We start from the raw sequence: 14,827 nt of genomic DNA, 5'->3' as shown, positions 1-14,827 counted from the left end.
CCCGCCTACCACTTCAAACTTTCGGCCTCCCGTTTTTGCTATCTATTCTCCATGCGCATTCTTATCACTGGCGGCAGCGGCTTCATCGGATCCCATCTCACAGACTATTTGCTGGCTCAAAATCACTCGGTCATCGTTGTGGACGATTTCAGCACGGGTAGCCGCAACAACTTGAAGCACTTGCGCGGCCACTCCCGTTTGGAGGTGATCGATGCGGATTTGGGAAATCCCCAGTTGGTCCGTGATGTGTGCGAAGGGGCGGATCAAGTCTACCACTTGGCAGCCGCCGTCGGAGTGGCATTGATCGCGAAGCAACCGATTCAAACAATCCATCGCAACATCTACCCCACCCAGCTTCTCCTGGATGAATTGCGCCGAATACACTTAGCAGGAAAACCGGTTCCGCTCTATTTGGCGAGCACGAGCGAAGTCTACGGAAAGAACCCAAAGTCGATCTGGAATGAAAACGACGATCTCGTCTTTGGTTCAACCACCAAACCCCGATGGAGCTATGGGGCCAGCAAAGCGATCGACGAATTTCTTGCTTTGGCCTGCGTGCGAGAGTGCGGCATGAAGATTATCGTCGGTCGGTTTTTCAATGTCGTCGGGCCACGCCAGACAGGAGCGTACGGAATGGTACTCCCACGATTCGTCGCGGCCGCGATGAAGAACCAACCCATCGTGGTCCATGACGATGGTCACCAGGAGCGTTGCTTCGCGCATGTGCGAGATGTCGTCTTGGGCTTTACCACATTGATGAATACCGAGTCCGCCTTCGGCCGTATTTACAACATCGGCGCAGACTCCCCCATCTCGATCTTGGAACTGGCCCAACGAGTCCAACAGATCGTCAATCCGAATGCCCCGATCGAGTTTCAATCCTATGCTAGGGCCTACGACGAGGATTTCGAAGACATCCGCCGCCGAGTTCCGGATCTTACTCGTATTCGCGAAGCGATTGGCTACTCCCCTTGTCACTCTATCGATGACATTATCCGGGATGTCTGGTGTACGATGCAATCGATCGACTGACCTTCCAGCGATTTCCTTGTTGGAATTCCTACCGACTCAATCGTGCGGACTTGCTCATCGCACGCCTTTCGTTCAGACCGTTCTCACTCGAATTGGCTCGAGGTTGTTGGTAGAACTGAATGAATTGCTCTCTCCAAGTTCGGCGCGTTTCCTCGCTCAACCGACGGCTTAAAAAACCTGCCGCTGTCCCTTTTTGCAAATCCCCGATATACGTCTGGAGCGCAGAACGACCATCTGCACCTTGGTTCAACAAAAACGCTACAACGCTCCAAGCATCCCGATACCCTTTTGCATCGAGTGTTTCCAGTCGCAATTCTTCGAGCTCTTCAAGTTGCACGATCTGACCAAAACGAAGCTGAGCACGGACCGCAGGTCCATGGATGGGATGATGCCACGAATCGGAATGGTCGGTTTCGAAGTACTCGGCGAGCCCTTCATCTAACCACAACGGAAGCTGGATTCCCGACTGGTGCAGTAGCGCATGGGTACACTCATGCCGCGCATCCTCGATCCAATCGGAATGGAAGTAGGTGATGACGAGGCTTTGCCCGCGATTTTGTATGAACAAGGCGCGCCGTTTGGGAACGCTGGGAAAGTGTTTCGTCAAATACAATTCGTATTCATCGAAGTTTTGAAGAACGACGACTCGTACGGCATCGGAGCTCAAGCTGACTCGGAGTTCTGTCTCAATTTGCTTGGGAAGCTGCTCCAGTTTCAGAGCAACCGAATGAAGGTTTGCAGCTGCGACCGTGCTATAGACCGCAAACGAACCATAATGACAGCATGTTGGCCACTTCGACAGATCCGGTATCCCCTGCTGTGCCCGCAATGGTCTGGATGCCAAACAGAAAGCAATCATCACGATCAGGGACCAAGGCCATCGGGCTCGAGTCATTACCGGAACCTCCTGCTAGAATCGTGAGGTTCGGCTATTTCACACCGAAGAAATCTGTGGCACGTACAAACGCAAACTGATTCTTCCATCCTTGAATCAATTGCAACTCTTTACGATCCTCTTCGCTCAACGAATCCTTCTTGAGCATTCTCGCTGTCAGCTCTTGCGCCCCGGAACTCGTACGCGTCACCAGCTTGAGCTCCATCGGCAGCAGTCGCTCATCGAGCAACAATTGATTGAGCTTCATTCGCAATTGCGGCGGTTTGTAAGGGGGGAAGACGGCCGCGAGCTTTGTCGCCGCATTGGCATAATCGGCATAACGAACGGCCATAATCTCCATCGATGGCTTGCTCGTTTTGACACGATACTCCACCGTCGCATCACCGATCAGCAAGCTGTTCGGGTCGGGGCGACTCTCTTGGAATTCGACAGGTTTGGTGCGAGCCAACAACTCCGTGAGCATCGAATCGAGCGATGCGAGTTCGATCTCGGTCATCTTCCGTTCATGGGTGTTCAAGAGCGTCAGCATCTGACTCTGCGAATCCAATATGGTCACCTTGCCCTGCTGATCATTGAGCTCGATCGACAGATGTTCGGTGAACAAGGTTTGGAACTGGGCAACCGGTGGTTTCGATGCGTCGCTATAAATATCGACATCCAATCGAAAGCCCACAGGAATGGCTTGAAAAGTATTGGCAGTTGGAATTGCACTTTTCGACGAGACAGTTCGAACGTCTTGCGCTCGGAGCATTCCAAATCCTCCACCAAGGAACATGATTGCCGACAGGATGAATCGGAATGCAGCAGGGATCGACATTGGTTTTGTCATTCGTTCCTCACTCGAACAAGCACGACAAATAGGAAGGGCGACTCTAGAAGCCTGCCGAGGAAATCGCCGCATCACGTGCGACATCCGTGGCCGGGTCGTACGGATAGAAACTTCGCGAGACTCTCTCGGCCAAGGTCATTAGATAAACTCGGCGAAAGGTCGCTTCATCCATGTCGGTAACCGGGGCACCTGTCTTTGGATAAATGAACTCCGGATGCAGCTTGCGAAATACAATCTCTCTGCCATCCTTGCACTTGTAAGTCGTGACCGAGGCTGAGCACTGACCTTTGTAAAGAGTCTTCCCATCGTAGAGCTTCAAGTCCGAGACATCGATATCAATAACGAAATCCGCCCCGAGCCTTTCTCCGACTTGAATCGGATCGACTTTGCCAAGCTGCTGATCTTGGATCATCCGATCCACTTCGTCTTGACTGATCATCCGAACCTTCTTCACCTTGTTCTGCAAAAGCAAATTGATGTTTCGGGCCAATACCAAGCTCGAAGCGTCCGACGTATGCACGCCGTTGTTGCTAACAAGAACCGCGACCTTCTTTTCCTCTAAGCCCTCAAACTCGGCCGGATTGTTCCGTCCCTTGATCGCATAGAGTAGATTCGAAGCCAACCGGACACAGCCGGTGGTGGTAATACACAAGAGGGAAAACAGACAAGCGATCGCCCAAGCAGATGGGAACGAGCGACTCGCTTTGACTTGTATAGTAGGAAGCATGCAATGAGCCCGTCGCAATGACTGACCGGGATTAAGATCCAACACGTACTGGGCTTATAGAAAATGTCCTATGCGGTCGCCATCCCAACTTCCACGTTCTTTTATACCGTGAGCTTCCACAACCAGTCGGCAATCGCCACCACCAACGCGACCACCATTAGCCCGACGGAACCCATCGCAAACCATCGACTTCGATAGGAGGTCCCCCTTACGCTCGCCCACGCCCAGTAAAAAGCGGTAATCCACGCTTGGAAGAATAAAAGTAGGCCAGCAGGATTCGCTCGGGCGGCAGCAACCCAATCTCCCCGCATCGCCAAGGACCAAGAGGTCGTCATGCCACACGACGGACATCGCACTCCCCAAACCTCCATCCAGGTGCAACCGGGCAGTCCCAATTGACGATGCGTTCCCAACCCCTCCGTCGCAGGACTGAGCTGAGCCGCAATCGTGAGCAAGGCAAACAAACCGCAGCTCATCAAACCATAGGCGCACCGTACGGACCGTGTGAGTTTCCGTCCATCCGAAAAACAATCCAACCGCCGCTCGGTGGTCTCGGCATCGTCGAAATCGGGTTTCGCAGGCAAGCTTGGTCGACCGGGTAGGATGGGAAACACTCCTTGGAATCGAAGAATCGTCTTTGTCTCGGAACGGGAGGGAGACTGATGTTTCGGCGATTTGCAGGAATCGCTAAAGTCGCCGAACCGCATCTGTCGCCGAGGAGGTCATTATGCCATACGGAATCTACTTGTCAGCTGCCGGAGCGCATGTCCAGAACCACCGATTGGAAGTCCTCAGCAATAACCTAGCGAACATCAACACACCTGGGTTCAAGCAAACGTTTGCCGTGTTGCAAAGCAGGCATAACAAGGCAATCGAAGAAGGCATGATCTCGCCCAATTCAGGAACCTTAGCCGATATTGGGGGCGGAGTCCGAATCCAACCGACCGAGACTTCCTTCGAGCAAGGCCCCATGGAGCGGACCGGCAATCGCACCGACTTTGCCATGAACGACACCGACAGCTTCTTCGTCATCCAACGAGGCGATGAGCAGTTTCTGACTCGCGCCGGCGGATTCGTTTTCAATTCCTCCGGACAACTCACCACCACTAACGGCGATCTGGTTCTCAGCACCGAAGGGAACCCGATCCAGATCGATCCGAGCAATCGATACGATGTCCATGAAGACGGCACGATCCGACAAAATGGGGCAGCTACCGCCCCCATGGTCGTTCGTCCTCAGAACTTGGGAGACCTTTCTCGAGCCGGGGACAATCTTTTCAAGCCGTTAGCGGAGACGCAACCTGTTCCGCCGAATGAACGCGCTGTCGTCAGCGGTTTTCTAGAGCGATCCGCCGTCAACCCGACCATGGCCATGATGGAACTCATCGAAGCTTCCCGAGCCTACGAATCCAATCTTCGCCTCATACAACATCAAGACCAAGCCTACGGGAACTTAATCGGTCGCATCCTTAAAGAATAGCCTTACAGGCCGATGCGAACGATCGAAAGCATTCCCCACTTACCACGGAGACCGTATTCATGAGCGTGCAATCACTTTACACCGCAGCGACCGGCATGGATGCCATGCAAACCAAGCTGGATGTGATCGCTAACAATCTTGCCAACATGAACACGACCGCCTTCAAACGGGATCGAGCCAACTTCGAAGATTTGCTCTATCGCCAAGAGGTCTATCCCGGGATTCAAGATTCGCAGCAAAACCCAACCCCCGTCGGTGTCGAAGTCGGGCTCGGGACGCGCGTTCAAAGCACGCAAAAGGACTTCACTCAAGGGACTATCGAACAAACAGGTCGAGAACTCGATATCGCCATCGAAGGAAGGGGATTCCTGCAAGTCTTCGACCCTGTGACCCAAACGCAGCAATACACCCGAAGCGGCAATCTCGATATCAACGCAAACGGTCAGTTGGTAATCGGATCGGCCCAAACGGGCCGATTGCTCGATCCCCCTATCGCGATTCCACAAGACGCGACATCGGTCGTTATCAACTCGAACGGGCAGGTCATGGTGCGGCAAGTCGGACAAACGCAGCTTACTCAAGCAGGCGAAATCCAAATGAGCGCGTTCATCAACCCCGATGGATTGCTCAAAGTAGGCGAGAACCTCTACCAAGTCACCGACGCCAGCGGTGCCCCTCTCCCAGGCCAGCCCGGCCTCAACGGCCTAGGCATCATCCGCCAGAATTCTCTCGAAAAGTCGAACGTGGAGCCGGTCCGCGAACTTATCGACCTGATCACCACGCAGCGCGGTTTCGAACTGAACTCGCAAGCGATCCAGGCCGGAGATCAAATTCTCCAGCAGATTGCGAATCTACGCAGATAAAACGATGGCTACCCACGTAACCGTTTCCCGTATCCTGTGCATTCTATTCGCCGTCAGTTGCTTCACAGCTCTGAACCGTCGGTCCTGGGGACAAACTGCGCCCCCCTCGCCACCGCGTGCGCTCTTTGAATCCAAGACCACGATTCGATTGAACGCTTCCTCGAAATGTGCCCATAATATCTTGCGGTTGAAAGATATCGCAGACGTGCAAGGTTCGACGGCCTCATCAAAACGACTCGCCGAACTCCCCATTGCCCCGACCCCTCCAGCAGGTCGCCAACAAGAGTGGTCCCGATCCGATGTCGAGAAGGCCCTCCAATTGCGAGGAGTCGATGTGTCCACTGTGCAATGGGAAGGAGCACCACTCTGTCGAGTGAATCGAGTCGCAGCGACCCAAATCGTAGATCGACCTCCTCCCGACCCCAACATCCTACCTGCGAGCGCAGTTCGAGCTTCCGGTACGATCGCGTCCGAACAAAAAAATGCACCAAACCTTGCCACCGACGCGATGTCGATCGATGACAAAGGATTCGTGACAGCCTTTACAACGCCAGGTGCCGTCGCACAAGCCGAACGGATCGCGCAGACCGCTATCGAAAACTATCTTCAAACCCAGACGCAGTCGTCCGCCGAGTTCCTGGTCAAACCTATCCTCCCACCCAACCTCGCGCAGACCATCCTTCAGCGGCGGCAAATTATCGGAATCGCGGGGGGGCAACCTCCGTACGAAGGACTTCAATCCTTCGAATTCCTCGTTCGATCCCCTACAGGCCAAGAGAAGATCACCGTCCATGCGGAGATCAAGCTCCCGGAGTTGATCCTCGTCTGCACCAAGGCTCTTCCGAAAGGGCATTGGATTCGCGCGGAGGATTTGACCTACCAGACCTTGCCCAGAGGCTGGAAGGACGGAATCCAGAACTGCTATACCGACCAAGACGAATTGATCGGTAAGGAACTGAAACGGGGCGTGAGCGCCAATCAAGTCCTCAAACGAGGCGATGCTGGAGCCCCTACGTTGGTCGAATCAGGGGATGCCGTCAAAATCGAACTGGTCCTCGGAGGTGTGGTGATCGAAACCAATGGAAGAGCGGTGGAAAGTGGCGGGCAGGACGATCTCATTCAAGTCGAAACGGCAGAACACAAGAAACGACTGCTAGCTCGCGTCCGATCCGAACGGGTTGTGGAAGTCTACTCGAGCGGGCATTCTCCCCTCCCCCCATCGCCATCCTTATCGTCCAAATCCAAACCGCGCATGACGCGATAGGTGAACATAATGAAATCGCTTGCCATCCACCTCGGTCTGATCGTCGCCGCAACCTCCCACCCAGTCACCTGCTGGGCACAGTCGGGTAGTCTGTACCATTCGCCTGTTCGACAAGTCAGCTATCAACAACCGGCCGCACCGCGCTCAGCCACTCCCACCGCTCCTGGTGCTATGCAACCAGGTAGCATCCCACCGGGCGCGATACCCCCGGGGGCAATTCCTCCCGGCGCGATTCTCCCACCGGGCGGCTCCCCCTACATGCACTCCGGTCCACAACAGACCGCATCAGGCCTAGCGACCTCGTGGACTTACATTCCACCCGCCCAAGCTCGGACCGTCCGCATGCATGACATCGTCTCAATCCGGGTGGACGAATCAGCGACTTCCTTGCTCTTAGGGAATGCGACCTCTCGCAAGACGACATCCTATGATGCTGTTGTCCGCGACTGGATCCGGATGGTCGGACTGGATACGATCAAACCAGCACCCCAATCCGATGGCGACCCGCGAGTTCAAATCAATGAGAATGAGGTCTATCGCGGAGACTCTACGTTGAGAACGAGTGAAAACATCACCTTCAATATCGCCGCGCAAGTTGTGGATATCCTTCCCAACGGTCTCATTGTTTTGGAGGGGAATACCACCATTTCGCTGAACGATAACAGCATGGAGGTCTCCCTCATCGGCACTTGTCGCAGTGAAGACATCCAAGCCGACAACACCGTCTTGAGCCGAAACTTGGTCAACAAACACATCAAGAAGCGGGAGGACGGTCACGTGCGAGACGGTTATGCACGCGGATGGCTCACCCGACTATTTGCCAAAGTTCGCCCCTTCTAATCCCATTTCTGAATCTGCCTGACCATGCGTGCCAACGACGGCTCTCCTGTCTTTGACATGACAAGCGCCTGAATGATCTCAGGTTCAGCAAGGAGTCGAAGAGACCAGTTACCGAAGGGAACACCACGAACACGAATGGAGTCACCCACGGAATGCAAAAAGTGTCGCTGCGGTTCGCCCCAAAGGATCTGATTCCAAGAATCCCATCTTGGCAGCACCGACAGCGACGACGATCAGCGAGCAAAATGCAGCTTGGGCGAAGTACGAACGGGTCGAAACGGAATTAGAGCAAACTCGTAAAGATCTCCTTAGATCACTTCCGTCGAGAACCAAAGAGCTCCTTCCAGGGAAAGAGTTCGGAGAACCCAAATTCCGTTTTCATTTCAATCAAAGAGAATCGTTTTACAAAATCGTGGCAACTGGTGACGACTACATCTTGGTGGAAAGTTCCATTGCTCCCACGAAACGACGCGTCATGGCAATGCGGTTCATTTCTTCGATTTATTGGCGCGATGAATTGGAGTTTAGCTCGTCGGTAGAGTATATCGACAAAGGAAATGAGAAAGCCAAGCGATGAACGGCGATAGAGCGAACCTTCGCTCTCTACCTCATTGTCCCTCCTCGCCTTAGCGCCTTGGCGAGAAACGGATTTGTCGGCCCCGATCTGGGAATCGCAAATGGGGATAAGAGAAGAGGGGTGCGTGCCAAGGCGCAAAGCTCGCAATCGGAAATGTCTTGAGAGCTCTCTCTTCCGTGTTCGCCGATCACCACTTAGTTTCCTTGCGACAAGCGAGAGCCCCCGACTGTTCCCTTCTTTTTCCATTCGGTCCCCACTCTCCCCCTCCGCGCCTTAGCGCCTTGGCGAGAAACGGATTTAAAGTCCCCGATCTGGGAATCGTAAATTGGGATGAGAGAGGAGGGTTGCGCGCCAAGGCGCAAAGCTCGCGATCAGAAATGTCTTGAGAGCTTTCTTCTCCATGTTCCCAACCGCTACTTTTCCGTACGACAAGCGAGAGCCCACGACTGTTCCCTTCTCTTTCCATCCGGTCCCCACTCTCTCCCCTCCGCGCCTTAGCGCCTTGGCGAGAAACGGATTTGTCGGCCCCGATCTGGGAGTCGCAAATGGGGATAAGAGAAGAAGGTTTCTCGCCAAGGCGCCAAGCTCGCAACCAGATTTAGTTGGTCGCTTGCTTCCACTTCCACGATGAGCGGATATGTGAAACGGCATCACCGATATCGACTCCTTCCGTCGCACCAGCCATCAGCAAATAAGCCTTTCCATCACGATAGACGATAATCATATTTCTAGGTGTTCCAAGGTCATTGCTTGACGTTGTTGCAACAACAGCTTCCTCGCCATCGAAATCCAGAGCATCGGACGAAACGTTGCCGCCAACACTTTTTGCGAAACTCTCGGCAAGCTGTCTTGCAGTTGGGGCCGCAGGCATTCCAACGTCAATTTTGATCATCGCTTTCGCGTTTTGACCATCCGTTCCATCGAGCAACAGCATCGCCTTTGTCTTCTCACGATCCGGAGGAACAGCGGTCCATCCCTTCGGTATCGAGAAAGAAAAATCACCAAAGGATTGCGCTGCGTCCGGCTTGTATGTTTCGGTGGAATTCGTGGCAAACGAATTTTCGGTACCTGCGGGCAAGGAATCGGTATTTTCTTTGCAACCCGCGACACAAAACATAGCGAGCAACAAGTAAGAACGTCGTTTCACTTTGATCTCATCTTTCGAACTGGGGGGTCTATTGTTTCCCATTCCGGGGGTAGTCATTGGATCTTGGACGGTTAACGAAATCACTCGATGCACCCAAGCTACGACATACGGGAGAACGGTATACGGGAGAACGGGCAATTAAAGAGTTCGGATCATAGCATCTCTCCGAGCCAGAATGTTATCGTTGCGGGCGATTCAAACACCAACGCTGCGATCCACCATGCAGGGAGCGAGCATGGACGCTCCTGAAAACCAAAACAACTGACCAAGAGTCCGTTCACCGAAAAAACCAGACTGTTTCAGTATGGGTTTCCAAAGCCTAACGGGAACAACAAGACTCGAACCATTGAATGTTTTCCGAATGCTCTTTGGCACTTCAAGAGGTACAGTGAACTGCGACAGCGATTGATGAAGAAGGCGGCGTTAAAACGCATCTCTATCGCGAGGTGAGGTTGGCAACTTGGAGATTGCAATAACAAGCATGCGTTACAGGTGTCTCTAGCCGGAATGGGCCAATTACTTGCGAGGAACAAGCTCGGGAGTGCCGAAGTCGCCATCGATTTTCTCCGGCAATCGCCAAACCTTGTCCCCATGCGAATCGGTGAAGTACAAGCGCGATGGGCTAAACGAATCTGGATTGCCATCTGCCCAAAATGCATAAAACGGGTCCTTCGCAAATCTGGGTCTGCGGACGTAGTTGTGATTGAGCTTGCTTCCTCGCGTCACTTCGCGTGCATCGCTCCACGTCACGCCGCCATCGCGACTTTCCATCCACACGATTTCACCACCCCCTCCCCAAGCCTGCGGGCCAGGTCGACTTGGGATCAGGATGCGCCAGTGGTTTCCCTCCACATAAATACTCCCCATATCGTAATTGTGATCGGTCGTGGCGATCATTTGCGTTTTCCACTCGGAGCCTGTCCAGCGGGTTAATCGAAACTCGCGCGGGCTGTTTTCTGGCCCCGGTTCATGCCCCTTGCTGGTCACATAGAGCAGGACAGGGTTCCCAGCAAAATCAAAATGGAGATCGCAAGCGTACTGATTCAGTCCCTCCTTCGCATAGTCGATCACCAATGCAGGGTTGACTACTTCGGTCAGAGGAAGATCGAGCGATCGACCATCGACGGTGACCCAAGTTTCACCACCGTCCCTGGTTTCCATGTAATACAGGTTGGTCCGCTCATCGACGTTTCCACCTGGGTGGTAATTGAAAAAGGTTCCAATCCTCTCATCACCTGTAGGACCGAGAAAATACTCGCTCACTTGGTAGTGACCACCCATCCCCGCTAACTTCTTTGATTCCGACCAATGCAATCCGTCGCGACTTGATTCCCAATAGAGTTCTCGCCCTTTCGTGTACTTGGTAAACAAATGAACCCAACCATTCCGTTTCGAATACCACGGTTGCGGGTAAGTCATCTCCGTTTCGCGGACCAGTTGAAATCGATCGATTGACCAAGGTTCTTCGCTGCGATAGAGGAAGCCAGGTCGTTTACGACCGCGTCCGCTGATAAAGACCCACACATAGCCACGCTCGTCAAGCTGCAAACTCGCGTTGTCGTGCGGATCGTCCACTCCTTGCTTGTCATGCACGACAACTGGTCTGGGAACTTGACCTGTTTTGTGATCGAAGTAGGAGACCATGATCAGCAAATGCCGTTGATCGGCTTGCGGCGTACCACCGTAGGTGAAGAAAGTCCGATCCACTTTCGGCGAATAGACTGCGAGAGGATTGTGGCTCGAGGTGTAAGTTCCTAGTCCACCGGAATACTTGTCACCATGCTTGGAGAACTGGCCAAGGGTGAACCATAAACCTCGATACCCGTCCAACCGCTTGTCTTGCCCGAATGAGTGCGAAGGTGGGGTGATTATCAACAGGGAGAGTCCGACGATGACCCATCGCACGCACGAATATCCCAAACGCATGTCGCACTCCTCCGTAGCAAGAAAAGGTAATGATCACGCAAAATTGGTTGACAAGGTTAGCGAGAGGTCGCGAGGCCAGTGCCTAGAGATGCAACCCCGCTGCATGACCGGTGCTCCAGGCCGCTTGAAAATTGAATCCACCGATTGGACCATCTAGGTCCAAAATCTCTCCAGCGAAGTAGAGCCCTGGTTGTTTGCGACTCTGCATGTCCTGAAAGTTTACCTCGCCGAGAGCCAGGCCGCCTGCCGTCACCTCTGCTTTCGGATACCCACGCGTTCCGTGGATAGGCAAGGACAACGCTTTGATCCGTTCCAGCAATTGGTTCCGATGCTTCTTAGAAAACTCCGCCGCATGAACTTCTTCCGGCGCACCGATTTGTTTCATCAAGCAAGCGGCCAGACGTTTCGGAATATGTGTGCTCAACAAATTGGTAATCGATCGATTCGAGTTTTGCATCGCGTCTAAAAGCCATCGCTCGCACGCTTCCCGGTTTAGGTCGGGGAGCAAGTCGATGTGGAGCGACAATTTCCAATCCTCCTTTGCATCGGAAAAGCAACGTGATACGTTCATAGCGGTCGGACCGCTGCACCCAAAGTGAGTCCAAAGGAATCCGCCGCGAGAAACGGACCGTTCCATTGGGATCGTCTTACCGTCGGATTGAAGCACTTTCGCCGTGATGGAAATATCGTCGAGCGTCAAACCGCTCAGCTCCTGGGCCCAAGACGTATTTGAAAGGAGAGGGGTAAGGGCGGGGCGCAGGGGTGTAATCGTATGCCCGAACTGGGCGGCCCAAGGGTATCCGTCCCCGGTCGTTCCACAGCCACTGAAACTGAGCCCTCCGGTCGTAATGAGAAGGGAGTCGCAGCTCAGCTGCAAATCTTCACCGTCCCGTGATGCGAAGACCGTAAAACCGCCCGAGGGATTCGGTACGACATTTTGGACGGGTACGCCGGTCCATAAGGCGGCGCCGGCCTGTGCAAGCCGCCTGACGATCGCGTCGCGAACATCGAGAGCGCGATCGCTCGCCGGGAAGACTTTTCCGGTCTCCTCGACTTTGGTGGCCACACCCAACGCCTCGATTTCTCGAACGACATCCTGGGGAGAAAGTCGCTGCAGGACGGACAAGAGGATCTTTCCTTGCTTGCCGAATGCGTCGGCAATCTTCCGTTGATCGCAATGGTGGGTGATGTTGCAACGTGTCCCACCCGACATGAGAATCTTCACACCCGCTTTGGTGTTTTTCTCCAGCACCAAGATTTTTTTACCGCGTGCCGCAGCGGTCCCTGCTGCCCACAAACCAGCAGCTCCTCCTCCGACGATGATGGCGTCCCAATGGTGATGCATAAGCGAATTCAAAGGAGTTCTATCGAGACGAAGGGAACAATGTCGGGTAAACTAGTGGGACTCTGAGTCCAGAACACAAAAACACTTTGTACTCGCGATGACGACTGAAGCAACCAAAACCGAGATTGGAAGTTACTTTATTTCCAATTATCCACCCTACTCCCAATGGAACTCCACATCGCTCCCATTGATTGAGGAGGCGATGAAGCAGCCTCCGCGCGACGTTCCACTGGGGCTGTATCTGCACATACCCTTTTGCCGTAAACGTTGCAAATTCTGTTACTTCAAGGTTTTGACCAACGTCAACGCCGAAGAGATCGAACGTTATGTTTCGGCTCTATCGAGAGAAATCGAGCTGGTCTCCAGTCAGCCTGCCATGGGGGGACGGCCCATCCGCTTCGTCTACTTTGGAGGCGGAACACCGAGCTTCTTGAGCGTCAAGCAACTGCGATCGTTGTTCGAACGGTTGCACCGAAGTCTTACTTGGGAAAAAGCGGAAGAGGTTACCTTCGAGTGCGAGCCTGGCACGTTGAGCGAGTCGAAAGTGCAGACGCTCCGCGAGCTGGGAGTCACCCGTCTCAGTCTCGGTGTAGAGAATTTTTCCGATGCGATTCTCGAGGAGAACGGTCGCGCCCACCTGACCAAAGAAATCTATCGTGCGTGGGAGTGGATCCGCACCGCCGGCTTCCCAAACGTCAACATCGACTTGATCTCCGGTATGGTGGGAGAAACGTGGGATAACTGGAAAGAGAACATTCGACTGGCACTGGAACTCTCCCCGGAGAGCCTCACCATTTACCAAATGGAACTCCCCTTCAACACGGTCATCTCCAAAGGGTTGCTCGAGTCGAAACAGGAGGCCCCCGTCGCGACTTGGCAAACCAAACGAGATTGGGTTCGCTACGCGTTCGAGGAATTCCAAGCGGCCGGGTACAGCATCAGCAGCGCCTACACGCTCGTCAAGGACCCGAACAAAGTAAACTTCTCGTATCGGGACAACCTTTGGACAGGTGCAGATTTGCTTGCAACCGGTCTGGCCAGCTTCGGGCACTTGTCCGGAGTCCACTACCAAAACGTCCCCGAGTACGCGCAATACTTATCGATCTTGCTCGACGAGAATCGACTTCCTCTCGGCCGAGCTTACCAACCGACCCCAGAACAGAGCCTTATTCGCGAGCTGATCCTGCTCCTGAAAAAGGGTTACTTGGATGTGGAATACTTCGAAGGCAAACATGGTGTTTCGATCGTCGAGAAATTCCAATCGCAATGGAACGAATTGGTCGACGAGGGCTATGCGACGCTCGTGTCCAACGACGATAGCAAAGTAGTGCGGATCGAACTCACCATCGACGGACTCCTTTGCGTTGACGGCTTGCTCCCTCGGTTTTTCGAACCCCACCTCCGCGGAGTTCGCTACACATGAGCGAGCAACTCACTTTCGCGATGGGGGAGTTCATCGCCGAGTTGCCATGCGATCGACACTATATCAAGAACCACATGTGGGCTCTTGAAGTGCAGCCCAACGTCTTTCGATTCGGTTTTTCGGCCTATGCCGTTCGGCTGCTCCAAGATATCTACTTCATCGATTTTGATGTAACCCCCGGCAGCGCGCTGTCCAACCGACAAGAGTTTGGGAATATCGAGAGCAAGAAAGCGGAGAGCGGCATGTACGCTCCCATCCCAGGCCAAATCGTTTCGATCAATGAGCGTTTGCTCGACGACCCGTCTCTTATCAATGTCGACAAGTACGGCGATGGTTGGCTTTTAGAAATAACCCCCCCGACGGGAGATCATCAAGATCTCGGCATCCTCACGCCAGAGCAATATGTCGAACACCTTCACGCCGCCTGGGATGTTGCCCAAAGAACCATCAAAGGCCAAGCCAACACGGACGAAGAGTAG

General features: G+C 53.7%; 15 protein-coding genes. 8 read left to right on the top strand and 7 right to left on the bottom strand.

All coding sequences use genetic code 11. The annotated features are described in order from the left end of the window. Window positions 1-51 precede the first annotated feature (51 nt). Window positions 52-1,032 carry an NAD-dependent epimerase/dehydratase family protein gene (locus VN12_RS16385; protein ID WP_146677844.1) on the top strand — a complete coding sequence of 327 codons (981 nt, stop codon included), beginning with the start codon at window positions 52-54 and terminating at the stop codon, window positions 1,030-1,032. Between the two features lie 28 nt (window positions 1,033-1,060). On the opposite strand, the gene VN12_RS16380 is transcribed toward VN12_RS16385, so the two are convergent. From VN12_RS16380 to VN12_RS16365, 4 genes are all read right to left on the bottom strand, one after another. After that, window positions 1,061-1,927 carry a hypothetical protein gene (locus VN12_RS16380; protein WP_146677843.1) on the bottom strand — a complete coding sequence of 289 codons (867 nt, stop codon included), beginning with the start codon at window positions 1,925-1,927 and terminating at the stop codon, window positions 1,061-1,063. A gap of 34 nt (window positions 1,928-1,961) precedes the next feature. Then, window positions 1,962-2,756, bottom strand: a complete 795-nt coding sequence (locus VN12_RS16375; RefSeq protein ID WP_146677842.1) for a hypothetical protein — start codon at window positions 2,754-2,756, stop codon at window positions 1,962-1,964. 43 nt (window positions 2,757-2,799) lie between these two features. After that, complete coding sequence (locus VN12_RS16370) at window positions 2,800-3,483, bottom strand: hypothetical protein (RefSeq protein ID WP_146677841.1); 684 nt, start codon at window positions 3,481-3,483, stop codon at window positions 2,800-2,802. A gap of 101 nt (window positions 3,484-3,584) precedes the next feature. Next, window positions 3,585-4,067 (bottom strand): DUF2752 domain-containing protein, encoded by a 483-nt coding sequence (locus VN12_RS16365; RefSeq protein WP_168164463.1) that lies wholly within the window; start codon window positions 4,065-4,067, stop codon window positions 3,585-3,587. Between the two features lie 143 nt (window positions 4,068-4,210). Here VN12_RS16365 and VN12_RS16360 point away from each other — a divergent pair, with 143 nt between their 5' ends. The 5 genes from VN12_RS16360 to VN12_RS16340 all read left to right on the top strand — a co-directional run bounded on the left by VN12_RS16360 (window position 4,211) and on the right by VN12_RS16340 (window position 8,507). After that, window positions 4,211-4,963: a flagellar hook-basal body protein gene (locus tag VN12_RS16360; RefSeq protein WP_146677839.1), complete on the top strand. Its 753-nt coding sequence runs from the start codon at window positions 4,211-4,213 to the stop codon at window positions 4,961-4,963. A gap of 59 nt (window positions 4,964-5,022) precedes the next feature. After that, entirely contained in the window at window positions 5,023-5,826 is an 804-nt protein-coding gene (flgG, locus tag VN12_RS16355; protein ID WP_146677838.1) for a flagellar basal-body rod protein FlgG, read from the top strand. A gap of 4 nt (window positions 5,827-5,830) precedes the next feature. Continuing rightward, complete coding sequence (gene flgA, locus VN12_RS16350) at window positions 5,831-7,090, top strand: flagellar basal body P-ring formation chaperone FlgA (protein ID WP_146677837.1); 1,260 nt, start codon at window positions 5,831-5,833, stop codon at window positions 7,088-7,090. 9 nt (window positions 7,091-7,099) lie between these two features. Next, the gene (locus VN12_RS16345; protein WP_146677836.1) at window positions 7,100-7,930 is read left to right on the top strand and encodes a flagellar basal body L-ring protein FlgH; all 831 of its coding nucleotides are present in this window, start codon (window positions 7,100-7,102) and stop codon (window positions 7,928-7,930) included. A gap of 208 nt (window positions 7,931-8,138) precedes the next feature. Then, a complete protein-coding gene (locus tag VN12_RS16340) occupies window positions 8,139-8,507 on the top strand; it encodes a hypothetical protein (RefSeq protein ID WP_146677835.1) in 369 nt (122 codons plus the stop codon). Between the two features lie 598 nt (window positions 8,508-9,105). Here the strand turns inward: VN12_RS16340 and VN12_RS16335 are convergent. From VN12_RS16335 to VN12_RS16325, 3 genes are all read right to left on the bottom strand, one after another. After that, window positions 9,106-9,654 (bottom strand): hypothetical protein, encoded by a 549-nt coding sequence (locus VN12_RS16335; RefSeq protein WP_146677834.1) that lies wholly within the window; start codon window positions 9,652-9,654, stop codon window positions 9,106-9,108. A gap of 516 nt (window positions 9,655-10,170) precedes the next feature. Continuing rightward, window positions 10,171-11,580 carry a BNR-4 repeat-containing protein gene (locus VN12_RS16330; RefSeq protein ID WP_146677833.1) on the bottom strand — a complete coding sequence of 470 codons (1,410 nt, stop codon included), beginning with the start codon at window positions 11,578-11,580 and terminating at the stop codon, window positions 10,171-10,173. 82 nt (window positions 11,581-11,662) lie between these two features. Next, entirely contained in the window at window positions 11,663-12,925 is a 1,263-nt protein-coding gene (locus VN12_RS16325; RefSeq protein WP_146677832.1) for an NAD(P)/FAD-dependent oxidoreductase, read from the bottom strand. Between the two features lie 97 nt (window positions 12,926-13,022). Here VN12_RS16325 and VN12_RS16320 point away from each other — a divergent pair, with 97 nt between their 5' ends. Together VN12_RS16320 and VN12_RS16315 are read left to right on the top strand one after the other, a co-directional pair. Continuing rightward, window positions 13,023-14,348: a coproporphyrinogen-III oxidase family protein gene (locus VN12_RS16320; RefSeq protein ID WP_146677831.1), complete on the top strand. Its 1,326-nt coding sequence runs from the start codon at window positions 13,023-13,025 to the stop codon at window positions 14,346-14,348. Beyond that, window positions 14,345-14,827: a glycine cleavage system protein H gene (locus tag VN12_RS16315; protein ID WP_146677830.1), complete on the top strand. Its 483-nt coding sequence runs from the start codon at window positions 14,345-14,347 to the stop codon at window positions 14,825-14,827. The genes VN12_RS16320 and VN12_RS16315 overlap by 4 nt, the downstream gene beginning before the upstream one ends.

It is taken from the genome of Pirellula sp. SH-Sr6A (assembly GCF_001610875.1).
In the GTDB taxonomy this organism is placed as follows: domain Bacteria; phylum Planctomycetota; class Planctomycetia; order Pirellulales; family Pirellulaceae; genus JBKCUI01.
Note: the sequence above shows the minus strand (reverse complement) of the source record. Positions and strands in the feature narration are given on the sequence as shown.